The 21,630-nt window shown below is 59.3% G+C and carries 18 protein-coding genes; 11 read left to right on the forward strand and 7 right to left on the reverse strand.

What is annotated here, in order from left to right:
• Positions 1-57 precede the first annotated feature (57 nt).
• Complete coding sequence (gene guaA, locus VSX42_RS03395; RefSeq protein ID WP_326502952.1) at positions 58-1,650, forward strand: glutamine-hydrolyzing GMP synthase; 1,593 nt, start codon at positions 58-60, stop codon at positions 1,648-1,650.
• Between the two features lie 163 nt (positions 1,651-1,813).
• On the opposite strand, the gene VSX42_RS03400 is transcribed toward guaA, so the two are convergent.
• From VSX42_RS03400 to VSX42_RS03415, 4 genes are read right to left on the reverse strand one after another with little or no spacing between them, the layout of a single operon-like run.
• The gene (locus tag VSX42_RS03400) at positions 1,814-2,005 is read right to left on the reverse strand and encodes a hypothetical protein (RefSeq protein WP_326502953.1); all 192 of its coding nucleotides are present in this window, start codon (positions 2,003-2,005) and stop codon (positions 1,814-1,816) included.
• 36 nt (positions 2,006-2,041) lie between these two features.
• Positions 2,042-3,787 carry an alpha-glucosidase gene (locus tag VSX42_RS03405; RefSeq protein ID WP_326502954.1) on the reverse strand — a complete coding sequence of 582 codons (1,746 nt, stop codon included), beginning with the start codon at positions 3,785-3,787 and terminating at the stop codon, positions 2,042-2,044.
• Between the two features lie 28 nt (positions 3,788-3,815).
• Positions 3,816-5,531 carry an alpha-glucosidase gene (locus VSX42_RS03410; RefSeq protein ID WP_326502955.1) on the reverse strand — a complete coding sequence of 572 codons (1,716 nt, stop codon included), beginning with the start codon at positions 5,529-5,531 and terminating at the stop codon, positions 3,816-3,818.
• A gap of 22 nt (positions 5,532-5,553) precedes the next feature.
• Complete coding sequence (locus VSX42_RS03415; RefSeq protein ID WP_326502956.1) at positions 5,554-6,384, reverse strand: endonuclease/exonuclease/phosphatase family protein; 831 nt, start codon at positions 6,382-6,384, stop codon at positions 5,554-5,556.
• Between the two features lie 290 nt (positions 6,385-6,674).
• Here VSX42_RS03415 and VSX42_RS03420 point away from each other — a divergent pair, with 290 nt between their 5' ends.
• The 5 genes from VSX42_RS03420 to VSX42_RS03440 all read left to right on the forward strand — a co-directional run bounded on the left by VSX42_RS03420 (position 6,675) and on the right by VSX42_RS03440 (position 13,907).
• Positions 6,675-8,321: an alpha-glucoside-specific PTS transporter subunit IIBC gene (locus tag VSX42_RS03420; RefSeq protein ID WP_326502957.1), complete on the forward strand. Its 1,647-nt coding sequence runs from the start codon at positions 6,675-6,677 to the stop codon at positions 8,319-8,321.
• A gap of 95 nt (positions 8,322-8,416) precedes the next feature.
• Positions 8,417-9,184, forward strand: coding sequence for a MurR/RpiR family transcriptional regulator (locus VSX42_RS03425; protein ID WP_326502958.1), 768 nt, complete (start codon positions 8,417-8,419; stop codon positions 9,182-9,184).
• On the forward strand, positions 9,181-9,636 hold the full coding sequence (locus VSX42_RS03430; RefSeq protein ID WP_326502959.1) for a cell shape determination protein CcmA: 456 nt from the start codon (positions 9,181-9,183) through the stop codon (positions 9,634-9,636). The genes VSX42_RS03425 and VSX42_RS03430 overlap by 4 nt, the downstream gene beginning before the upstream one ends.
• 127 nt (positions 9,637-9,763) lie before the next feature.
• Positions 9,764-13,672 carry a DNA helicase gene (locus tag VSX42_RS03435; protein WP_326502960.1) on the forward strand — a complete coding sequence of 1,303 codons (3,909 nt, stop codon included), beginning with the start codon at positions 9,764-9,766 and terminating at the stop codon, positions 13,670-13,672.
• Positions 13,665-13,907, forward strand: a complete 243-nt coding sequence (locus VSX42_RS03440) for a hypothetical protein (protein WP_326502961.1) — start codon at positions 13,665-13,667, stop codon at positions 13,905-13,907. The genes VSX42_RS03435 and VSX42_RS03440 overlap by 8 nt, the downstream gene beginning before the upstream one ends.
• 57 nt (positions 13,908-13,964) lie before the next feature.
• Here the strand turns inward: VSX42_RS03440 and VSX42_RS03445 are convergent, their stop codons facing one another.
• Positions 13,965-14,147 carry an FmdB family zinc ribbon protein gene (locus tag VSX42_RS03445; protein ID WP_326502962.1) on the reverse strand — a complete coding sequence of 61 codons (183 nt, stop codon included), beginning with the start codon at positions 14,145-14,147 and terminating at the stop codon, positions 13,965-13,967.
• 64 nt (positions 14,148-14,211) lie between these two features.
• Positions 14,212-14,817, reverse strand: coding sequence for a 5-formyltetrahydrofolate cyclo-ligase (locus tag VSX42_RS03450; protein ID WP_326502963.1), 606 nt, complete (start codon positions 14,815-14,817; stop codon positions 14,212-14,214).
• Positions 14,818-14,919: 102 nt separating this feature from the next.
• On the opposite strand from VSX42_RS03450, the gene galU reads away from it, so the two are divergent.
• The 5 genes from galU to VSX42_RS03475 all read left to right on the forward strand — a co-directional run bounded on the left by galU (position 14,920) and on the right by VSX42_RS03475 (position 20,443).
• Positions 14,920-15,825 (forward strand): UTP--glucose-1-phosphate uridylyltransferase GalU, encoded by a 906-nt coding sequence (gene galU, locus VSX42_RS03455; RefSeq protein ID WP_326502964.1) that lies wholly within the window; start codon positions 14,920-14,922, stop codon positions 15,823-15,825.
• Positions 15,826-16,025: 200 nt separating this feature from the next.
• The gene (locus VSX42_RS03460; RefSeq protein WP_326502965.1) at positions 16,026-16,916 is read left to right on the forward strand and encodes a hypothetical protein; all 891 of its coding nucleotides are present in this window, start codon (positions 16,026-16,028) and stop codon (positions 16,914-16,916) included.
• Positions 16,917-17,044: 128 nt separating this feature from the next.
• Entirely contained in the window at positions 17,045-18,685 is a 1,641-nt protein-coding gene (locus VSX42_RS03465; protein WP_326502966.1) for a CYTH and CHAD domain-containing protein, read from the forward strand.
• Positions 18,686-19,055: 370 nt separating this feature from the next.
• Positions 19,056-19,520: a hypothetical protein gene (locus VSX42_RS03470; RefSeq protein WP_326502967.1), complete on the forward strand. Its 465-nt coding sequence runs from the start codon at positions 19,056-19,058 to the stop codon at positions 19,518-19,520.
• A complete protein-coding gene (locus tag VSX42_RS03475; protein ID WP_326502968.1) occupies positions 19,517-20,443 on the forward strand; it encodes a LysR substrate-binding domain-containing protein in 927 nt (308 codons plus the stop codon). Before VSX42_RS03470 ends, VSX42_RS03475 begins: the two co-directional genes overlap by 4 nt.
• Positions 20,444-20,474: 31 nt before the next feature.
• Here the strand turns inward: VSX42_RS03475 and VSX42_RS03480 are convergent, their stop codons facing one another.
• Entirely contained in the window at positions 20,475-21,515 is a 1,041-nt protein-coding gene (locus tag VSX42_RS03480; RefSeq protein ID WP_326502969.1) for a mechanosensitive ion channel family protein, read from the reverse strand.
• Positions 21,516-21,630: the final 115 nt, after the last annotated feature.

The following is a 21,630-nucleotide window of genomic DNA, read 5'->3' on the forward strand; positions in this document are numbered from 1 at the left end:
GCACTAGAATAGAACCCAAGGATTACCCTTCAACCCCAACCGAAAAGGTATATACCTGTGACTACCCACAACCCCATCGAGGAGCTCGAAGAGCGCCCCGTACTGGTCGTTGACTACGGCGCCCAGTACGCGCAGCTCATCGCGCGCCGCGTGCGTGAGGCCGGTGTCTACTCGGAGCTGGTTCCTCACACCATGCCCACCGAGAAGATGCTCGCCAAGAACCCGGCTGCAATTATTCTGTCCGGTGGCCCCTCATCCGTCTACGAGGACGGCGCCCCTAAGGGCGACATCGCCATGTTTGAAGCTGGCGTACCCGTCTTCGGTATCTGCTACGGCTTCCAGGTCATGGCCCAGACCCTGGGCGGTACCGTCGCTAAGACCGGTCTGCGCGAATACGGCGCAACCGACGCCGTGGTCTGTGCAGAGAACTCTTCCTTCTTGACCGGTACCCCCAAGACCCAGAACGTCTGGATGAGTCACGGTGATTCTGTCTCTGAAGCCCCCGCAGGCTTCGAGGTGCTGGCTCAGACCCCCGGCGCAGCCGTTGCAGCCTTCGTTGACGAGAAGCGCAAGTTCGGTGGCGTGCAGTGGCACCCCGAGGTTAAGCACTCCGACTACGGCCAGGTTGCCCTGGAGAACTTCCTCTTCAACGTAGCGGGTCTGAAGAAGACTTGGTCTACCGGCAACATCATCGAAGAGCAGGTTGCTAAGATTCGCGAGCAGGTTGGCGATGACCAGGTCATCTGCGCCCTGTCCGGTGGCGTTGACTCATCAGTTGCTGCAGCTCTGGTCCACAAGGCTGTGGGCGATCAGCTCACCTGCTTCTTTATCGACCACGGTCTGCTGCGCGAGGGCGAACGTGAACAGGTTGAGCAGGACTACGCCTCAACCATGGGCATCAAGGTTGTGACCATCGACGAGTCAGAGCGTTTCCTGGGCGCCCTGGCCGGTATTACCGAGCCCGAAGCTAAACGTAAGGCTATTGGCCGCGAGTTCATCCGCTCTTTCGAAGCTGCCCAGCGCAAGCTGATTGAAGAGGCCGGTGCTGAAGGTAGCGACATCAAGTTCCTGGTGCAGGGTACCCTTTATCCCGATGTTGTTGAATCTGGCGGTGGCGAGGGCGCTGCGAACATCAAGTCCCATCACAATGTGGGTGGCCTGCCTGATGACCTGCAGTTTGAGCTGGTTGAGCCCCTGCGTACCCTCTTCAAGGACGAGGTTCGCGCCATTGGCCGTGAGCTGGGTGTTCCTGAGAAGATTGTTGCCCGTCAGCCTTTCCCCGGCCCTGGCCTGGGTATTCGCGTGATTGGTGAGGTCAATAAGCACAACCTGGATATCCTGCGTGCTGCTGACCTGATTGTGCGCGAGGAACTGACTGCCGCCGGTATGGACGAGGAAATCTGGCAGTGCCCCGTGGTGCTGCTGGCGGACGTCCGCTCCGTTGGCGTGCAGGGTGATGGCCGTACCTACGGTCACCCGATTGTGCTGCGCCCGGTGTCGTCTGAGGACGCGATGACTGCTGACTGGTCACGTCTGCCTTATGACCTGCTGGCTAAGATTTCTAACCGGATTACCAATGAGGTTGCTGAGGTGAACCGAGTGGTTCTGGACGTGACGTCAAAGCCTCCGGGAACAATTGAGTGGGAATAAACCGATTTTTCGTCAAAGGGCGAAATAAAAAATCGGTTTATTCCGAGGCCATAGCGTAGCGGGCCTCGGAGAGGGGCACGAGCGGAGCGAGTACTGCTTCTCTCGTGCCCTTGTCTAAATAAAATTTGGTTTATTCCGCGAGCCTGCGAGCGGTTTAGTTGACTTAGTGCGGCTGCCGCTTACGGGCTTGGTTAACTGAACAGCCCCCGTCCTCTCCCCCTAGTAGGGGAGGGTGAGGGGGGGTGGTCTTGGTGATGCCGTCCTTGTCAGCGGTGTCGGGGTGAACCATAGGGCCGTCTGATGCGCGCAGGTTGAAGCCGAGCTCACCGCCGAAAACCTCAGCGTAGAATTCCATAGCTTCGCGAGCGATTCCCTTGGGCGGGAAACGGGATTAGGCGGCGATACGGTAGATTCGGGTCTCGTAGGGGCGCAGAGTCAGCTCAGCCCCGGTAGCCTGCTCGGCGGCGTCCGCATAGTTGGCCAGCACCACCTGGGCATCTGAACCCTCCAGCACCTGATAGGTGCGGGTTAGGACACCGTCGGTAAAGTTAGCGACGACCAGCAGCTTCTCGCCGTCCCCGTGACGCTCGTAGGCGTAGACCTGGCCGTCCTCAACATCCAGGGGCACAAAGTCCGCGTAGACCATGAGGTCCTTGAGCTCGCCCCGACGCAGGGTGTTGAGCTTACGGTAGTAGTGGAAGAGAGAATCTTCACGGGCCAGGGCATCTGCCGCATTAATCTGGGTGTAGTTGGGGTTCACCCCAATCCAGGGGGTCACACCCTCGGGGGAGAAACCGCCGTTAGCGGTCGCATCCCACTGGACGGGGGTGCGCGCGTTATCGCGGCCCTTAACCCGAATCAGGTGCATACACTCATCGTGGGTCAGGTTGCCGCGCTCGGTCACCATATCCTCGTAGAGGTTAATGGAGTCCAGGTCACGGTAGTCGCTGATGGAATCAAAGACCACGTTGGTCATGCCGATTTCTTCACCCTGGTAGATGTAGGGGGTGCCTTGCATAAAGTGAATAACGGTAGCCAGCATCTTGCCGGAGAGCTCCCGGTACTGGGGTGAATCATTGCCAAAGCGGGAGACCAGGCGCGGCTGGTCATGGTTGTTCCAGTAGAGGGAGCCCCAGGCCTTACCGGCCAGTTCGGTCTGCCACTCGTTCAGAATCTTCTTCAGCTCCACCAGGTCGTAGGGCTTGTGGGACCACTTGCCCATGCCGGTGGCGGGGTCCGAGTCCAGGCCCATGTGCTCGAAGTGGAAGATCATGTTGAGCTCATCGCTCTCAAAGCCGGCAAAGCGTAGGGCCTCGGAGGGCGGGGTCTGGGACATCTCACCGACGGTCATGACATCGTACTTGGAGAAGGTCTGGGCGTTGAGTTCGTGCATCCACTCGTGCAGCTTGGTGGCGTTGCGGATCACGAAGGGGATGGAGGAGCCGTGCTTCTCGGGGTCGATGTTGGGGTCATCGGGGAGGCCAGCAGGCTTGGAGATGATGTTGATGGCGTCCAGGCGGAAACCATCAATGCCCTTGTCCAGCCACCAGTTGACCATGTCGTAGATGTCGCGGCGGACCTGCGGGTTCTCCCAGTTCAAATCGGGCTGCTTCTTGGAGAAGATATGCAGGTACCACTGGTCGGTGGTTTCGTCGTACTCCCAGGCGGGGCCGCCGAATTCGGAGTACCAGTTGTTGGGGGGTAGGGGCTTGCCGTTCTCGTCTACACCGGAGGAATCGCGCCAGTAGTAGTAGTCGCGGTACTTGTTGTCGCGGGAGGAACGGGATTCCTGGAACCAGGCGTGCTCATCGGATGAGTGGTTGACGACCAGGTCCATGAGGATCTTGATGCCGTGGTCGTGGGCGGTGGCCAGCATGGTGTCGAAGTCGTCCATGCTACCGAACTCGTCCATGATGTTGTGGTAGTCGGAGATGTCGTAGCCCATGTCGTCATTGGGGGAGGAGAAGACGGGGGAGAGCCAGATGACGTTGATACCGAGTTGTGCCAGGTAGGGAATCTTTTCGGTGATGCCGGCGATGTCGCCGATGCCGTCACCGTTGGAGTCCTTGAAGGAGCGGGGCCAGATTTGGTAGACAACGGCTTCCTTCCACCACTGGGGGCCGGAGTTATTTGCCACGGGTAGGTGCCTTTCTGCTGGGAGGGGGCTAGTTGAAGCTCAGGACGACGGCCTCGTAGGGGCGCAGGGTGCCTTCTGCGGGGGCGTCCGGGTAGTTACTGGTCAGGAGGGTCCCGTCAGCGAAGGTGAAACCCTCGTAGGTGCGGTTTACCGGCTGGTCGGTGAAGTTGGCCACCACCAGCAGGGTCTTGCCCTCTGATTCGCCGGTTCCCTTGCGCAGGTAGGCGTAGACCTCGTTATCGTCGGCGTCCAGGAGCTGGTAGGTGCCGTTGATGATGATGGGGTGGGCCTTGCGCAGGGCCAGGAGCTGGCGGTAGTGGTGGTAGACGGAGTTGGGGTCTGCTACTGCCTGCTCGGCGTTGATTTCGGTGTAGCGGGGGTTGATGGAGAGCCAGGGGGTGCCGGTGGTGAAACCTGCGTGCTCGCTGGCGTCCCACTGCATAGGGGTGCGGGCGTTGTCTCGGCCGGAGGCGGAGATGTAGCGGAGCATATCCTCGTGGCTAACCATGCCGGAGCCCACGAGCTTGCGGTAGGAGTCGTGGATTTCGAGGTCGTTGTAGAGGTTCACATCGTCAAAGTAGACGTTGGTCATGCCCAGCTCTTCGCCCTGGTAGATGTAGGGGGTGCCCTGCATGAAGTGCAGGACGGTGCCCAGCATCTTGGCGGATACTACCCGGTATTCGGGGGAGTCATTGCCGAAGCGGGAGACGGTGCGGGGCTGGTCGTGGTTGTTCCAGTAGAGGGCGTTCCAGGCCTTGCCGGAGAGGTCATCCTGCCACTTAGAGAGGATGCGCTTGAGGTCTACGAGCTGGAAGCGGGTGTCGTTCCACTTGCCCAGCTTGGAGTCGGGGTTGGCGTCCACGCCCATATGCTCAAACTGGAAGAGGGTCTGGAGCTCGCCTCGATCGAAGCCGGTGTAGAGCAGGCCGTCTGCGGTGGTGACGTGCGGGGTTTCGCCTACGGTAATGACGGGGTAGTGGGCCAGCACCTCGCGGTGCATCTCCTGAAGGAACTCGTGGATGCGGGGGCCATTGGCGGCCATGCCCAGGGAGTCGGTCTTGGCACCGGCGGCTACGGCGGGGTCATCGGCGTAGGCCTGGTCCTTGGAAATCAGGTTAATGACGTCCATGCGGAAGCCATCGACGCCCTTATCGAGCCAGAAACGCATAAGGTCATAGACCTCGTTGCGTACCACAGGGTTTTCCCAGTTGAGGTCGGGCTGCTTGGTGGAGAAAAGGTGCAGGTAGAACTGCTCGGTGGTAGGCTCCCATTCCCAGACGGAGGGGGAGAAAGCCGCAATCCAGTTGTTGGGCGGGATGGGGGTACCATCCTCCTCGTAGCCTGCCGGGTCCTTCCAGATGTAGTAGTCGCGGTACTTGTTGTCGCGGGAGGACTTGGCCTGACGGAACCACTCGTGCTCATCTGAGGTGTGGTTAACCACCAGGTCCATCACAATCTTGATACCCAGTTTCTTGGACTCTTCCAGCAGGGTATCGAAGTCAGCCATAGTACCGAACTCGTCCATGATGTCCCGGTAGTCAGAGATGTCATAGCCGTTATCGTCATTGGGGGACTTATAGACGGGGGACAGCCAGATAACCTCAACACCCAGATCCGCCAGGTAGGGCAGCTTCTGTGTAATACCGGGGATGTCTCCCACACCGTCCCCGTTGGAGTCCTTAAAGGACCGGGGGTAAATCTGGTAGACAACGGGTTCTTGCCACCACTGGATTTCGCGTGCCATGATGTGCTCCTTTGCGGTTTGGCTAGATATCGAGGGTCAGTAGCAGACCGGAATGGTCTGAAATTGCGGTTTCATCGGTGTCGGGGAAGACAACCTCGTGGGTGCGGACGTGTGTGGGCTGGTCGGTCAGCACAAGGTCGATACGCAGGGCTTGGGTGAGATTATCCCAGCCATGGATGGCCTTGTGAACGGTAAACTCACCGGTCACCTGCTCAGCTACCGTGTAGGTGTCGATCCAGCCGCGCTCTAGCATCAGGTTGTAGCCTTCACCTTGCACCTGGGCCGCATTGTTGAAGTCACCGGCCAGAATCACGGGGGCACCGTTAGCGAGCTGTTTCATCTGCCCCTCTAACTGGGTGAACTCATCAGCAAAGAGGGCTACCCCACCGAGCTTCCACCAACTCATATGGGCGCTCGCAACCCAGGCACCCCCGAACTCCTCACCCAGCTGTACCGCCACGGCAACCCGCCGGGCGACGTCCTGATCTGTATACGCTGGGGAGAGATCTACCAACTCGCAGCGCTCAAAGGGCTGCCGGGTCAAAAGGGCTACACCCTCGTCGTAGCGGTCAAAGCCTAAGTGGGAAACTGACCAGGCCCAGTGGTAGGGGGACCCTAGCTGCTCCAAAAACTGGTTGAGCAGCAGAGCATAGTTATCCTGGCGGACGGGGCGGTCAGCACCGCCGATAAAGCCCAACGGGGCATCCACCACGGGAGATTCCACAAACTGATTGACCTCCTGCAGAGCAACTACATCAACCTGCTCCCGCACAATAAACTGAGCCAACTCAAAAATCTTGGGAATCTGGTGCACCTCAAGCCAGCTGTGGGTGTTCAGAGTTAATAGTTTCATCGAGTACAAGCGTCACTTTCGCGGGTGAAGAAGGGAAACCTACGGGTACCCATCCTAGGTGCGCCAGTCCTGTCTGCCCCTAACAAACCCGGCCCCTGAGCCCCGGCACTTTTACCCGCTCCCGAAAAACGTGCCAGTTCACGGCATTAATGCCAAAGTACCCCAAATCATGCTTGCAGGCTCCCAAAGAATGGTTAGATAAGCCTAGTAATCACACGGGTGGCGCTCCGCACACACCAACGTATCACGCAAACGTCGAGCCCCACCTATACACGAAAGGTTCTTATCCGATGATGGAGAAGATTCAGAGGTTCGGCTCGGCCATGCTGGCTCCCGTCCTCCTCTTTGCATTCGCCGGTCTTGCAGTGGGTATCGCCATTATCTGCAAGAACGAGCAGCTTCTGGGTAACATCGCCGCAGAAGGTACCGGCTGGTACAACTTCTGGACCCTCTGGGAAGAAGGTTCCTGGACCGTCTTCCGCCAGATGGAACTGCTCTTTGTGCTGGGTCTTCCCATTGCACTGGCTAAGCAGGCTCAGGCACGTGCCGTGCTGGAAGCTGGCATGGTTTACATGACCTTCAATTACTTCGTTGCTGCAATCCTCAACATCTGGGGCGCAAACTTCGGTATCGACTACAACGTCGATTTGGCAACTGCCACCGAAGCAACCGGTCTGAAGGTTATTGCCGGTATCAAGACCCTTGACACTGGTATCTTTGGTGCAATCATCATCTCGGCAATTGTTGTGTGGCTGCACAACCGCTACTTCAACACCAAGTTGCCCGACTTCCTCGGTATTTTCCAGGGCACCCAGTTCATCTATATCCTGGGCTTCTTCCTGATGATGCCTATCGCCCTCTTCTTCGTCGTTGTTTGGCCCACCGTTCAGACCGCTATCGGTTCCATGCAGGGCTTCTTCATCTCATCCGGTGTCTTCGGTGTATGGCTCTACACCTTCCTAGAGCGCATCCTCATCCCCACCGGCCTGCACCACTTCATTTACACCCCCTTCGTCTTCGGCCCTGCCGTTGTACCGAACGGCATCGTTTCCTACTGGGCTGAAAACCTGAGCGAATTCTCTCAGAGCACCACCCCCATGAAGGAACTCTTCCCCGGCGGCGGTTTCGCTCTGCACGGTAACTCAAAGGTCTTCGGTTCCGTTGGTATTGCAGCTGCTTTCTACTTCACCGCTGCTAAAGAAAAGCGCAAGGAAACCCTGGCACTGCTGATTCCTGTGACTCTAACCGCGATGCTGATTGGCATTACCGAGCCCCTCGAATTCACCTTCCTCTTCCTGGCACCCCCGCTGTTCGCAGTTCACGCAGTTCTTGCAGCAACTATGGCAGCAACCATGTACGGTTTTGGTGTAGTGGGCAACATGGGTGGCGGTCTTCTCGATACCTTCCTGTTCCAGAACTGGATTCCCATGTGGCACAACCACTCGGGTATGGTTCTCACCCAGATTGCTATCGGTCTCTGCTTTAGCCTCATCTACTTCCTTGTCTTCCGTTTTCTCATCCTCAAGTTCGATTTCAAGACCCCCGGTCGTGAAATTGATGGCGGCGAAACCAAGCTCTACACCAAGGCTGACTACAAGGAAGCTAAGAAGAACGGCACCCTCGGTGCTGAAGGTGCCGCTGCCGCAGGTGCAGCTGCTGGTACTGCAACCGCAGTAGCATCAGACCCCTACACCCAGCGCGCAACCGACTTCCTGGCTCTGCTCGGCGGCCCCGCCAACATCACCGATGTGAACAACTGCGCCACCCGCCTGCGTGTCTCAGTAGATGACCCCTCACTGGTCGCTACCGAAGCTGACTTCAAGTCATCTGGCGCACTCGGCCTGGTCAACAAGGGCAAGGCCCTGCAGGTCATCGTCGGCATGGATGTCCCCCAGGTCCGCGACAAGTTCGAAGAAATGGTCAACGCTGGTAAGTAGTCACCTACTACCAATGACCTAACACAGGGCTCCTGATGTTTTAGCGCCTATACTGTATAGAATTGCAGTGAACCGCAAAACTTCAGGAGCCCTTTGTGGACTTACAGGAACTCGTCAACGCGCACCAGAACCGCCTCAGCGACACCGAACGCGAGATACTCGCCTTCATGCTCAACAACGAGCAGTTCGTTGCCGACTCAACTATCAGCGCCCTGGCTCACAAGACCTTCACCTCTACGTCCAGCATTATCCGCCTGACAAAGAAGCTAGGCTTCTCTGGCTTTGCCGAACTGAAGTTTTTCGTGAAAAATTCACTTCTAGATGCAGCATCGCCTAACGCAGATTTTCTAGAGAGCGGTCGCACCGATATCCTCAAAACCTACGAGGGTCTCACCAATGTCGACTTCGAGCCCATCCTCAAGAAAATTGATTCGGCCCGCACCATCTACTGCTACGGAACCGGTTTTGCCCAGCGTACCGCTATTCAAGAATTTTCAAAGTCTATGCTGGCCTGTGGCAAATTCACCCACGTTATTCCGGCCTCCAGCGAATTCCGCGGGAGCATTGGGGTGATGAAGCCCGATGACCTCGTCATCATTGCCTCGCTCTCGGGTGAAACCGAAAGCGCCCTACCCACCGTACGGGCCCTTGCGGCCCGCAAGATTCCCATGATTGCCATTACAGCACTGGGCGTCAACACCATCTCTGCTGCCGCAGATTTTTCACTGCACTACGAGTCCACTCCCACCGTTACCCTCAGCGCCAAGGAGCCCTACCACTCCTTTGTCGCCCTGACCGTCCTGCTGGACTACACGGTGCGCCAATATATCCAGTACGTCGATACCCAAGAAAAGAATTCATGAATGCCCTGCTCTATGCCCTGCGCGACACCCAGCGCCTCCGCACCTTCCTCTTCTGGTACTGGTTAATCAGCCCCTTCATTTTCTTCTTCTACCAGTTCGCGGTGTCGCGGGGAGAAAACGTCGAATTCCGCGAAATGCTTAACGAACCGGCTATCGCCCTTGCTTTTATCGTGAGCTGTATGTCGCTGATTATGGTGGGCCTGCTGCGGGCAGCAGAAACCGAAAACGAAAACACCGAGCGCACCTTTGGCATGTTTGCAGTAGCCCAGCAGCTGCTCACCGGCAACGTTCCTGGCTTCCTGCTGAGCTACTTCTACACCCGCTCTCTCTGGGACGCCCCACGTGAGCCCTTCGCCCCCCGCCTCCGTTGGGTTATCCTTGCTGGTATAGCCCTGCTCGGTTTGCTGTCTTTACTCACCCTCTTGGCCTACGTCAACCTGGCCACCGGCTAAAAGCAACCTCACCGCCCTGTTCCTTCGGAACGGGGCCTTCTTATAGGGCCCGTGAATCTGTGGTATGGGCCTGAAAGCTCTATGATGGTAGGGAAGTTAACACGTGCAGAAAGCTAGAGTAGATTCAGTGAACGAGCAGGTAAACCCTGAAACCGCTAACGAGCGTCCTACCGGTGCCGCAGCACCCTGGTCCCAGGGACATGCACAAACCCCGCTGGAAACCCCGGACTCTACTGCTGATGAACAGGTAACAGCTCAGGTGCAGGCAGGCCTTGAAGCCTGGGCCGAGCAGATGGAAACCTACACCGGCCCCGATGCCATGCTGGACTTCAACCAGGTCGACTACGTGCACATCGACCTCACCGACGCTAACTCCTCGGGTGTTGCCCAGATGCTTATGGGCAGAAAGACCCGCCTCTCTACCATCTTGCGTGATAAGGCCAAGCTTGAGGCCGGCATGGTAGCGGCCCGAGCTTTACGCACCAAAATTTTTGAGCTGGCAACCGGGCACGGACTAGATGCAGGCTACTTCGTTGCGGGCACCGCCTCTTGGCTTTCAAGAGATGTCCGCGAGGACGGTATGGTAGGGGAGAAGCGATTTATCGCCCCTATCCTGATGGCTCCTCTTGCTATCACCCCCCACCCCACCAGCGATGACTTTGAGATCCAGCTGACCGGCCCGGCCCAGCTCAACCCCGCCATGGTGCGGCAGATCAAAAAAGAGTACGGCATCGACCTGGGCACCATGGACGTCGCCCAGCTCGCTAACTCCATGCGCAAGCTAGACCCTGAACCGGTCATTGAGCGCATGCGCGCCACCACCGGGGCTGTCCCCGGCATGACGATTCGCTCAACCTACTTCATCTCGACCTTCGCAGACCTTAAGGAAAGCACCGGGGAGCTTCCGGCAACCGCCCACACCCCGCTCGTCCGCGATATTGCCCAGCTCAAGCTCAACCCGCTGGAGCAGCCCTTCGTTGCTCCCGTCCACAACACCCGTGAACCCCTTGATAGCCGCGACCCTGACACCGACATGCTGGTGGTGGACGCGGACGCCAGCGGGCAGGATATCGTCGACCTGGCCCACCTGGGGAACTCCCTGGCTGTGACTACCGCTCCAGGTACCGACCAGCTCGGCACTGCTGCCAATATCGCTGCGGCCCTGATTCACCAGGGGAAATCTGTGCTCGTGGTGGGGGAGAAGCGCTCCACCCTCAACGATTTCAACCGCCTGCTGGAACGCACCCACCTCACCGACCTCACCTTTGATCTGCTGACCGAACGGGACTCAGAGGCCTACCGGCAGGAGTTCATCTCAGCGATTGTGCGCGATGAGAAAGCTCCCGCCCCCAACGTCACCGATATCCACCGGGAACTGGTCGAAACCCGTACCAAACTGCGCGGGCACACCGAATCGCTGCGGTTCACCGAATCCCGCTGGGGCTGCTCTGTCTACGATGCCCTACAAACCCTGGCAGCGCTTACCGCCCAGGATCCGGCACCCTCTACCCAGGTACGTCTAGCCCGCACCACCATGGACGAGCTGACCCGCCGTACAGAGACCGTCCACAAGCTCCAGCGTCTAGCTGATCTTGGCGGATTCCGCCCCTCAACCCGGGCCTCAGCCTGGCATCAGGCGAAGCTCACCAGCTCAGAAGACACCGAAGCCGCCCACGCCCTGGTCAAGAGCCTGCGTACTTCCCTGAGCGAAGTATCAGCGGGCATGGCCCTCATGGCCGACGAAACCGGCCTGAAGCCCGCCACCAGCATGGACGGCTGGGGAACCCAGCTTGACCTGCTCGAACGTATCGCTGATACTCTCACCCGCTTCAGGCCCGATATCTTCGACCGCCCTGTCACCGACCTGATCGCCGCCACCGCGAGCGGAACCTGGCGACGAGAGCACGGCATCGACATGTCGAGCATCCAGCGCTCCCGTCTGCGCCGTGCCGCCAAAGAATACATCGTGCCCGGCGTCAACATCTCAGACCTGCACGAGAATCTCTTCATCGTTCAGGGCCAGCGTGAAGAATGGATTGGCCTGGCTAAGGATGAACGCGTCCCCACCATCCCCGAGAACCTCGCCCACCTGCGGGCCCGCCACACCGCCCTGCTCGAAGAATTCACGGGGCTAGCTATCGTGCTGGAAGATTCCCCGGCCGGCACCCGCTTCTCAGCTACCCCCCTCAACCAGCTCGAAGAGAGGCTCGCCGCCCTCATCGACGACGAATGGCTCCTGCACACCCTACCCGAGCGCGTCCGCCTCACCCAGGAACTGAGCGACCAGGGCCTGGGAGAGCTCCTCGATGACTTCTACGAACGCCAGCTCGAAAGCGACGCTGTAGCTGCTGAACTAGAACTTGCCTGGTGGCAGACTGCCCTTGAAATGATGCTGGCCTCTCAAGAACTTGAGATTCTCAGCGCAGACACCCTGCGCGACCTCGAAATCCGCTTCCGCCGGGCAGACTACTCGCACCTGGCGTCCGCCCCTGCCCGCCTGCATGCCCGCGTAGCTGATACCTGGCGCGCCCGCATCCAGGAGTACGACCACGAAGCGGCCTTCCTGCGCAGCCAGCTCAAGAGCCACGAGTTTAACCTCCAGCAGGTGCTGACCCATGCCCCCACCATGGCCACCACCCTGCTACCCCTATGGATCACCAGCCCCTTCGCCCTCTCAGGCAAGGTTCCCACCGGCATGCGCTTTGATGCAGCGATCCTGCTCGATGCCGAATCCACCCCGCTGGCAGCTAATCTACCTGCCCTCATCAGAGCAGAGCAGGTCATCGCCCTGGGCGATCCCCACAGCGGCTTCCCCTCACCCTTCATGGTCTCTGCGGTAGCCCAGAACGCGCCGGTCATCAAGAACCAAAAACTGGTCAGCACCTTCGAAGCCCTAGCCAAGGTCCTGCCCGCACGTTCCCTGGCCACCGTTAACCGAGCCGTAGACCCCGCCCTCTTTGCCTACCTCAACGAACACTTCTACGATGGGGCTCTCACCAGCTACCCCTGGGGTGAAGAAATTACCGACGGCACCCCGGCTCTCACCGTGGAATATGTGGACGTCACCGGGCGGGTCTCCGACAACGCCGCCCTCGACTCACCCAGCCTGGAGGTGCAGCGGGTAGCCGAGATGGTCATCGAGCATGCCTACCGCAGCCCCCAGCAGACCCTGGCTGTAGTTACCACCACAGCCCGTCACGCCCAGCGTATCGCCGAGGCCGTTCGCCAGCTACTGGTGCGCTACCCCCAATTCGCCCCCTACTTTGCAGCGGGGGACGAATCCTTCCGCGTTGTTGATGTCTCCCGCGCCGTCGACATGGAACGGGACGTCATTATCTTCGCCCTTGGCGCCGGCAAAACAGCCCAGGGGGCGGCCCACCACTTCGGGCACCTTTCCGAGCGTAGCGGCCGCGAGAGCTTCGTGCTTGCCACCACCCGCGCCCGCCACCTCACCCGCCTGGTCACCTGCGTGACCCCCGAAGACCTAGACCCCCAACGCCTAGAATACGGGGCCTTTGATATCTACCGCCTGCTGTTGGCCTACCGCCGTGAGCAGGAAGCCCGTGCCGCTCAGGAACTGACCAAGCCCATCACCGACAAACTGCCGGTCAACGAGTTCCTCACTAACGACCACCTAGAAGCCATCGACATGGGCGACTGGCTGCTCAACGACCTGGTGCGCCGCCTGGGCCAGCACAAGGTAACCCTGCACGAATCGGTCGTTCCCCTGATCTCGTTGATCGCAACGAGCGAGGAAGAATCCCTACTGGCCGGAGCAGTGGCTAGCCCCCGGGCCCGCACCATGGTGCAGGACGTGGACCGTACCACCCCGGTGAGGGTGCCCCTGGCTGTTGTCTCTGACGGTTCAGACGCCTACGCTGCCATGAGCGTGCGCGAACGCTCCCGCCTGATTCCTGAGCTCCTGGCCCGTACCGGCTGGAACCACATGACCTGCTGGACTATCGAGGTCTTCTCAGACCCCGAAACCCTGGTCGGCCGAATCGGAAGCTACCTGGGGCTGGGACGCAATGAGTAAGCTACCGGGGGCTGAGCCAGCAGGGCCAAGATCCGAAAGCCCCGACGCTGGCTACAGCCCCGTACCCAAAAAACGGCGCGGCCACCGCCGGGCAACCGGCGGGTCAGCCTTCACCGGCACCGAACCCAAACTGGCGGGGCTCACCGACCCAGGCGCGTCCGCCCCGGCTACCGAGGGGGAGGACGCCCGGGCAACCTGGCTCAAAGAACAACGCCCACCCCACTACGGGCAATAAAAAGAAGGGGCTGGCTGCCACATACCGTGGCAGCCAGCCCCTTGAACATCTCTGGGCTTATTTGCCCTTATCGTTGGCGTAGAAACCAGAGCCCTTAAAGACCACTCCGACCTGGCCGAACTTCTTGCGCAGAGTGTCCTGGGTGCATTCGGGGCATACCTTGAGCGCGTCGTCCGAGAAAGACTGGTGCTGCTCAAACACGTGGTCGCAGTTCTTGCACTGGTAAATGTAAACAGGCACGGATAACTCCATCAAATAGGCGATAAATCTGGGGGTTATTCTACTCTGTTCTGGCGGATCGACCTCAATTACCCAGGCGGTGCAGGGTCTTCTCCGTTGCCACAAACCGAAGTGTGGCATCCCAGCTATCAGCCGGAACCGCATCAAGAATTTCCCGCTCAAACACTACTCCCACGGTAGAGGGGGCTTGCGCCAGAGGGCCAAGCTGCTCAAAAAGACTGTCATAGTAGCCACCGCCCTGCCCCAGCCGCTGCCCTGCAAGATCGTAGGCAAGGGCAGGTACCAGGCGAAGGTCTGCCTGGATAAAAGCCTCAGCCCCGTGGCGCTCGCCCACCGGCTCCATGATACCCAGCGCATTGACTGTGTGTTCTACCTGCGGGTGCCACTCAACCCAGGCCAGTTGACGCTGGGGGCGGACAACCGGCACCAGCACCCGATATCCCTCAGCTACTGCCCGGGTTAGAGCTGGCAGAAGGGGAGGTTCAGTGGGAAGGGGAAGAAAGGCTGCAAGAGTGCTGCCTGCAGGGTGGGCTTGCCAGAGGGGAGCTAGGGTGCGTTCAAAACCCTGAGCCGTTGCCTGTTGCGACGGATTCTGGGCTCGGCGTCGGCGCAGGTAGCTGCGGGCAAAGGCCTTAGCCTGGGCGGTGCTTGCTGACCTACTAGAGCTCACAGGTGCCCTCCTGAAAAAGTATTAGCTGAATCTAGTCACAATTTACCCCTCTTTAGGGCAGCGCATGCAGACAAACTCTAAAATTTGGGTATTCTGAAAGGTATGACTGAAAATAAATCACTCTCCGTGACTAAGGCTGTGATTCCTGCCGCCGGTCTCGGCACTCGCTTTCTTCCCGCCACCAAGGCCACTCCTAAGGAGATGCTACCCGTGGTGGATCGCCCCGCGATTCAGTACGTTGTCGAAGAAGCCATTCGCGCTGGCCTAAACGACGTTCTGATGATTACCGGCCGCAACAAGCGTGCCCTAGAGGATCACTTTGACCGCGTACCCGGTCTGGAACAGCAGCTCGCTGAACAGGGTAAAGATGCCCTGCTCAAGAGCGTTGAAGACTCCAACGACCTGGGCGAGATTCACTACGTCCGTCAGGGCGACCCCAAGGGTCTGGGTCACGCTGTACTGCGCGGCAAGGTTCACGTTGGCAATGAGCCCTTCGCGGTTCTGCTGGGTGATGACCTGATTGACGAAAAAGAAGATCTGCTCTCTGCCATGGTTGCTGTCCAGCAGAAGACCGGTGGCTCTGTCGTGGCCCTGATGGAGGTTCCCGAAGAGCAGATTTCTGCTTACGGCTGTGCTGCAGTGCAGGCCGTTGAGGGTGAGGACGGCTTCGTTAAGGTCACCGGCCTGGTCGAAAAGCCCGCTGTTGAGGACGCCCCCTCAAACCTGGCCGTTATCGGCCGCTATGTTCTTTCCCCCAAGGTCTTTGAGGTGCTGGAAAATACCGCACCGGGCCGCGGCGATGAAATCCAGCTGACTGACGCTCTGCAGACTCTGGCTCAGGGCACCGGCGAGGGTGAAGGCGTCTACGGCGTTGTCTTCAAGGGCCGCCGTTTCGACACCGGCGACAAGCTCTCCTACCTTAAGGCCAACGTCATTCTCGCTGCTGAGCGCGATGATTTGGGCCCTGAGCTGCGTACCTGGATTAAGGAATTCGCAGCCGAGCTGTAAGCCCTGATGCTACTGCTGGGTGGACGCGGGGCGAAGGGAGGCCCTGAACCGTTCGGTAGTGAGTAGCCTGGAAGCAGAAGAACTGGGTACCTTCTATATAGAAGGTACCCAGTTCTTGTCTCATAGCCCTGCTCTGTTTGGGGGAGCTGGGGTAGAATGAACTAGATATTTGTGTCACAGAGATAAAGAACGGGGCAGCGATGGACTTCCTGAGCGGTTCAGGCCTTATTTTGCTGGTATGTGTGCTGGTTGGCCTGGGGCTCGTTGTGCGCCGCCGTAAGTCAGATTCTGTGACCAGCATCGGGGCTGAGAAGTTCGTCGCCGATATCGTTGAGAGCCACGCCAGCGAGGCTGAGGCTCACCGTGCGCCGTCCGCTCCTCCGGCTCAGACCTCGACCGAAACCGTCCCGGCTTTTCGGCTGAAGCCCACCCGTCTGGCTGTATTCGGTCTAGCCCTTGCCCTTGCGCTGGCTAGCCTGGTTACGGGGATTCTGTCTCTTACCGGTGGAGCAGCCCCAATCCTTCCCCTCCCCTTCTTGCTAGCTAGCCTGGCCTGCCTGGCTACCTTGCGGGTGCTGGCCTTGCGTGACCGCGACCGTAGGCGGGCCCGCACCGTACTGGCTGTTGAACAGCACCAGGCCCAGCGGCGTCCTTCTGCCCCCTCAAGCACCTCTCACGCACCCAGTAGCCAGCAGGCTCGCCCAGCAGCCACCGTCTCTACTGTCGAGCTGAAGCCTGCCCCCGAGCGTCCTGCTCGTGCCCGCCAGCAGATGCCGGTCAGCCACGCAGCTAAGGCCCTCCGCCGGGCAAAAACCCAGCATTCCCCGGTGGTAGCTGTACCCGCCCCCATCGCTGACGGCGAGGCCGCTACCCAGCAAAAGCCCGCCCGCCTCCGCATGGACGAGGCCCTGCCCGATACCCGCTGGCAGGTCACCGAGGCGCCCCTTCCTACCTACCTTGAGGCAGAGACCGTGCGCAGGGAAGCTCCTGCTCCGCTTGAGACGGAAGCAGCCCCGAAGGCCCAGACCCAGACCCTGGCCGAGGCAGCAAGCCTTAACCTTGACGATGTTCTGAAGCGCCGCCGTGCCTAGGCGAAGATGAAGTTTTTCAAAGAATAGATACCCAGCCGTAGCCTTACCCTGCGAGGCCGCGAAGCTGGGTATTCTGTTTGAGGGGCAGGATCACACCGCCCCACGATATTCTGAGGAAGGCTAACCGAATGGCTACACACCACCTGGAAATTGAGCAGAAATTTGAGCTTACCGATGTGAACAGTGAGGTTCCCTCGGTGGAGTGGAGCTTTAAGCGGTGGAGTGTCAGTGAACCTGTGACCGAGCAGCTTGATGCCACCTACTACGACACTCCTTCTGGCAACCTGGGGCGGCATAAGGTAGCTCTGCGCCGTCGCCTGGGTGGCTATGACCAGGGTTGGCATATCAAGTTCGACGCTGCCGGCCAGCGCCATGAGGTGACCTTTGACCTGCTGGCTAACCGGTCCGCTATGCCTGCTGCGGTGAGGAAGTTTGTGCAGGTTCCGGCTCTTGGCGAAGAGCCGGAGCCTCGGGTTTCTCTGAAAACCCAGCGGACCCGTACCGTGATCCTCGATAGGGCCGGGGAGCAGCTAGCTGAGATTTGTGATGACCGGGTACAGGCTCTTGACTACGCCACGGGCCAGGAGCGGGCCTGGCACGAGTGGGAGGTAGAGCTGCTGGGGCAGACCGCCCAAAATCGTAAGCTTACGGAAGCGCTCTTTGCGGACGTTGCTCGCCAGCTGCAGGCCGTCGGGGCTGTGCCCTCGCAGTCGCCGGCTAAGATTGCCCGGGCCCTGGGGCAGGACGCCGAGTTCGAGGCCCGGCGAATGGGCGGCAAAGCTAAGGGGCAGGGTAAGAAAACGGCGAAAAAGAAAAAGAAGACTCTGGTAGCTGATTTTCCCCCGGCGCCGAGCTCTGCTGAGTTACTTACTCGGGTGCTTGCCTCTCACGCCCAACGGCTTGCCCAGGCCGATTTACTGGTGGCAGCGGGAGCACCCGATGCCACCCATCAGGGGCGCATCGTTGCCCGTCAGTTACGGAGTGTTCTGAAGTATATGGCTCTGCCCTATGCGCGCAGCGGGTTTGCTCCTGCGCTTGAAGATATGATGCAGGGGCTGAAAACCTATGCCCGCCAGTTAGAAACGCACCGTAACGGTGAGCTTGTGCACCCTATGGCCCAGCAGGTCTTGCAGGCCCACCCGGTGCTGGGGGAGAGTTCTGGAGCTAGCTTTGGGGCGGTGATGGAGCACCAGCAGGCGGACGCAGCCGTTCAGGCCCGCCGCTACCTGGCGTCCTCGGGCAGGCTGGAACTTCAGCTGGCCCTCGAATCCTTACTGGCCGATGTGACCCTGGCTGTGGAGCTTCCGCTCAATAGCGAGAACTACGTGAACAAGGTGGCTAAGCGTCTGCGGAAGAACCTGGTCAAGCAGGGGGAACGGGCCACGGCTACCTGGCCAGAGCAGGTTGCTGATTTTGCGGCGGGCGCTGCCTTTGATGAGGGCCTGCACGATGTGCGTAAGGCAGCTAAGGCGGTGCGCTACTGCCTCTTTGCCGCTGCTGATGCCGGGCTTCCTCTGACTGAACCCCAGGCCGAGCTGGTGGCGCGGGCTAAGGCTGTTCAGGCAGAGCTGGGTGAGCTCACAGACGAGCTGACCATGGGCGACTGGCTGCTGAGCCTGCGTGCGCAGGCTAACGAGCTGGGGCTTGACCCCTTTGTGGTTGGCTACCTGCTGGGCCGCTCGGAGCTGCTGGCTATGGGGCTTCGCATGACTGCCTTTGATGCCCTGCCTCGGGCGCTCAAGAAAGTAAAAGGTATCAAGCTCACCTAAACCTGCCAGTGAGGCATGAGGGTTCATAGCTGACCCTCTTTAAAAAGCTGGAGGCACCTCACGTAGGTGCCTCCAGCTGCATCACACACAGGAAGAAAAGTCTTCTTTGTACCGCCTAGCCAGCCCTCCCACAGGGCCTTGCGGCTATTTGGTAATAAAAATATAACCTAATTGTGGGTGCTTTGGCTAGTCTTTGGTGAAAATTTTTTTTGGTTAACCTATTTTTTGAGATAGGTGAACCTAAAAAGTGCATGTTTTTCCTTGTCAAAGCGAGGGGTTTGGGGTATCCATAGTGGAAGAGGGGTGGACGCCGCCGCGCCAGACTCTGAGAACAGGCTAGACTGGTGGGGTGAGGGAATGGCTTGAAAGTTTGCACTGGGTCGCCGCCATCGGCTTTATGTGGGTGGTGGGTATTGTGCGTACCTCCCTCGTCTTTTCTCTGGGCTGGTTAGCTCGGGCTGGGGGTTCCCGCTTTGAGAAGATACAGCACCTGATGGATCACTCCCTCTACCGCCGGGCCCAGTATTTTGTGAATCGCTGGGGTGTGCTAGCTGTTCCCGCTTGTTTCTTGACGGTGGGCTTTCAAACTGCGGTTATTTTGACCACCGGCTTTACCCGTATGCCCCTGTCCCGCTGGATTCCAGCTATGCTGGTGGGCACTCTTATGTGGGGTACTATCTACGCAACGGTTGGCATGTCGGTTGTCTGGCTCTGGCTTGAGAACCCGCAGGTAGCCGCCCTGGTGCTGGCCCTGCTGGCGGCCGTCATTATCACCGCAAAAATCCGGGACAGGAAACGTTCCATGCCGCGACTACCGAAAGACACCAAGCTATGACCCTGAGCGAGCTAATTCTTGCCCACCCCGACCTGCTGGTTGACGACCAGACCGCCCGCTATGAGCAGGTGGGGCAGGTGCCCGGTCTCTGCGTGGGGTTCGTTCCCGGGGTTATGCCCGGTAAGTGGTTTACCCGGTGGCGGGAGCGCTATTCGGCGTTGGCTCCCCTGACCGACGTCGCCCTAACTGAGGGGCAGGGCCTTGCTTCGCTCGATGCTTTTGCGGATATGGCGCTGGTGCGCGCTGAGGACGAGCCCGAAGCCCGCGATAAGAAGCGCTACCACGCGATCGAGCTCTACCGGGAAACCCCGGTGGTGGTACTCCCTAAGGACCACCTGCTAACGGTGCTCGAGACCGTTCCGGTTGCTGAGCTGGCCGAAGAATTTTTGCTCCAGAGTCCCGATGAGGTACCCGAGTGGCGCGATCTTTCCACCGACTACCGGGCCGAGAACCCGCGTCCGCTGCCCCAGATGCGCCACCGGGCTGACGCGATTGAGCTGGTGGCTGCTGGGCTGGGCCTGTTGGTGGTACCGATGTCTGTAGCCCGTTTTTACCACCGCAAAGACCTGACCTACCGCCCGGTTGAGGGACTGGGCGAGTACCCGGTTCTGCTGGTGTGGAAGCGGGAGATGCGCGAGGACGCCCGCGAGCAGGTAATCCAGGACTTCGTGGGGATTACCCGCGGCCGCACCGCTGCCTCTCAGCGCGGTAGCGATAGCCGCGAGGTAGCCCTTGAGAAGCAGCGGCGTGAGAAGGAAGAAGCTAAGCGGAAGAGGGCGGCTGCCAATAAGCGCCGTGAGGCTGAAGACCGCAAAAAGCGCAACGCCAAGAAGAACGGCAACTTGCGTCAGTACCAGGCTCAAAAGGGCGGCAAGGGGAGTGCTAAGGGCTCGGGCCGAGGCTCCCGGGGCAAAAAGCGTTAGGCTACAACCTGCACCGAGGGTCTACCGAGAGCTAGCCCTTTGGGTCGGTCTTTTCTTCTGCTTTCTGGGTAGAAGAGGAAATCACGGCGCGTTCCTCGCGTGTCTCGCTGCGAATCACCGACTGGTTAGCCAGTGGAATGCGAATGCCACGCTGGTCCATAGCCTTCTTAAGCTCTTCCCGGAGTTTACGCCCCACCGCGAACTGCTCAGAGGGGGCAGTCTTGACCGTCAGGCGTAGTACCACCGATTCACCGGTCACAGACTGCACGCCCAGGTACTGGGGCTTGCCCGATATATTCTCTTTGATGCCGGGCAGTTTGATGGCTTTTTGAATTGAGGTCATGAGGAAGCTGGCCATCTCGTCGATATCGGCATCGTAGGGAATGGGCAGATCGATAATGGTACGGGCCCAGCCCTGGGAAGAGTTGCCCACACGTAGAATCTCGCCGTTGCGCACGTGCCAGAGGGTTCCTGCCGTATCACGCACCTGGGTGGTGCGCAGACCCACTGCCTCTACCTCGCCCTCAGCCTCACCCAGATTGACCCAGTCACCGATGCCCAACTGGTCTTCAGCCACGATGAAGATACCCGAGAGGAAGTCTTTAACGAGAGACTGGGCCCCGAACGAAAGGGCAACACCCACCACACCGGCTGAGGCGATGACGGGGGCAATATTGAAGCCCAGCTCAGCGATAATCATGACGATCATGACCGTCCAAATCACAATCGACGAGACCGACCGGAGCACCGAGCCAACGGTCTGTGCCCGCTGGGACTGGCGGGCGCTCGCCAGAGATGTATCGGCTTTCCACCGGCTAGTTTTACTTCCCTTTTTCTCTTCTGCTGCAACCACCCGGTTGCGGGTGCCTCGGGCGATAGAGTCGGTGACGTGGCGAATGACCACGCGCACCAGGCCGTGTAAGACGAACCCGATGATAATAATGATGAGTATGCGCAGGGGTGCTCCCAGCCAAAAATCTAGGCTGGCCAGCCTGGCCATTACGGTTCCGGCGGCCTCGGCACTTTCTTCAAGGGGCGTTGTTTCTGCTGCTAAAATCCCGGTCGCTGTCATACCTATGAGCCTATCGTCTTTGTCTGAAGAAAACCGGTATGCCAGCTGCTCATGAACGCTTGGACGGCACACCTGAGCCAAGGGTGCAATAGACTGGTTTTTCAGAGACGAACAA

This window comes from Rothia nasimurium (assembly GCF_035916755.1).
Taxonomy (GTDB): domain Bacteria; phylum Actinomycetota; class Actinomycetes; order Actinomycetales; family Micrococcaceae; genus Rothia.

Bases quoted from the DNA above. Each gene is read 5' to 3' on its own strand.
- VSX42_RS03465 (WP_326502966.1), top strand. From the start codon at position 17,045: ATGGCTACACACCACCTGGAAATTGAGCAGAAATTTGAGCTTACCGAT.
- VSX42_RS03410 (WP_326502955.1), bottom strand. From the start codon at position 5,531: ATGGCACGCGAAATCCAGTGGTGGCAAGAACCCGTTGTCTACCAGATT.
- VSX42_RS03460 (WP_326502965.1), top strand. From the start codon at position 16,026: ATGGACTTCCTGAGCGGTTCAGGCCTTATTTTGCTGGTATGTGTGCTG.
- VSX42_RS03400 (WP_326502953.1), bottom strand. From the start codon at position 2,005: ATGGAATTCTACGCTGAGGTTTTCGGCGGTGAGCTCGGCTTCAACCTG.
- VSX42_RS03440 (WP_326502961.1), top strand. From the start codon at position 13,665: ATGAGTAAGCTACCGGGGGCTGAGCCAGCAGGGCCAAGATCCGAAAGC.
- galU (WP_326502964.1), top strand. From the start codon at position 14,920: ATGACTGAAAATAAATCACTCTCCGTGACTAAGGCTGTGATTCCTGCC.
- VSX42_RS03430 (WP_326502959.1), top strand. From the start codon at position 9,181: ATGAATGCCCTGCTCTATGCCCTGCGCGACACCCAGCGCCTCCGCACC.
- VSX42_RS03415 (WP_326502956.1), bottom strand. From the start codon at position 6,384: ATGAAACTATTAACTCTGAACACCCACAGCTGGCTTGAGGTGCACCAG.
- VSX42_RS03480 (WP_326502969.1), bottom strand. From the start codon at position 21,515: ATGACAGCGACCGGGATTTTAGCAGCAGAAACAACGCCCCTTGAAGAA.
- VSX42_RS03420 (WP_326502957.1), top strand. From the start codon at position 6,675: ATGATGGAGAAGATTCAGAGGTTCGGCTCGGCCATGCTGGCTCCCGTC.
- VSX42_RS03475 (WP_326502968.1), top strand. From the start codon at position 19,517: ATGACCCTGAGCGAGCTAATTCTTGCCCACCCCGACCTGCTGGTTGAC.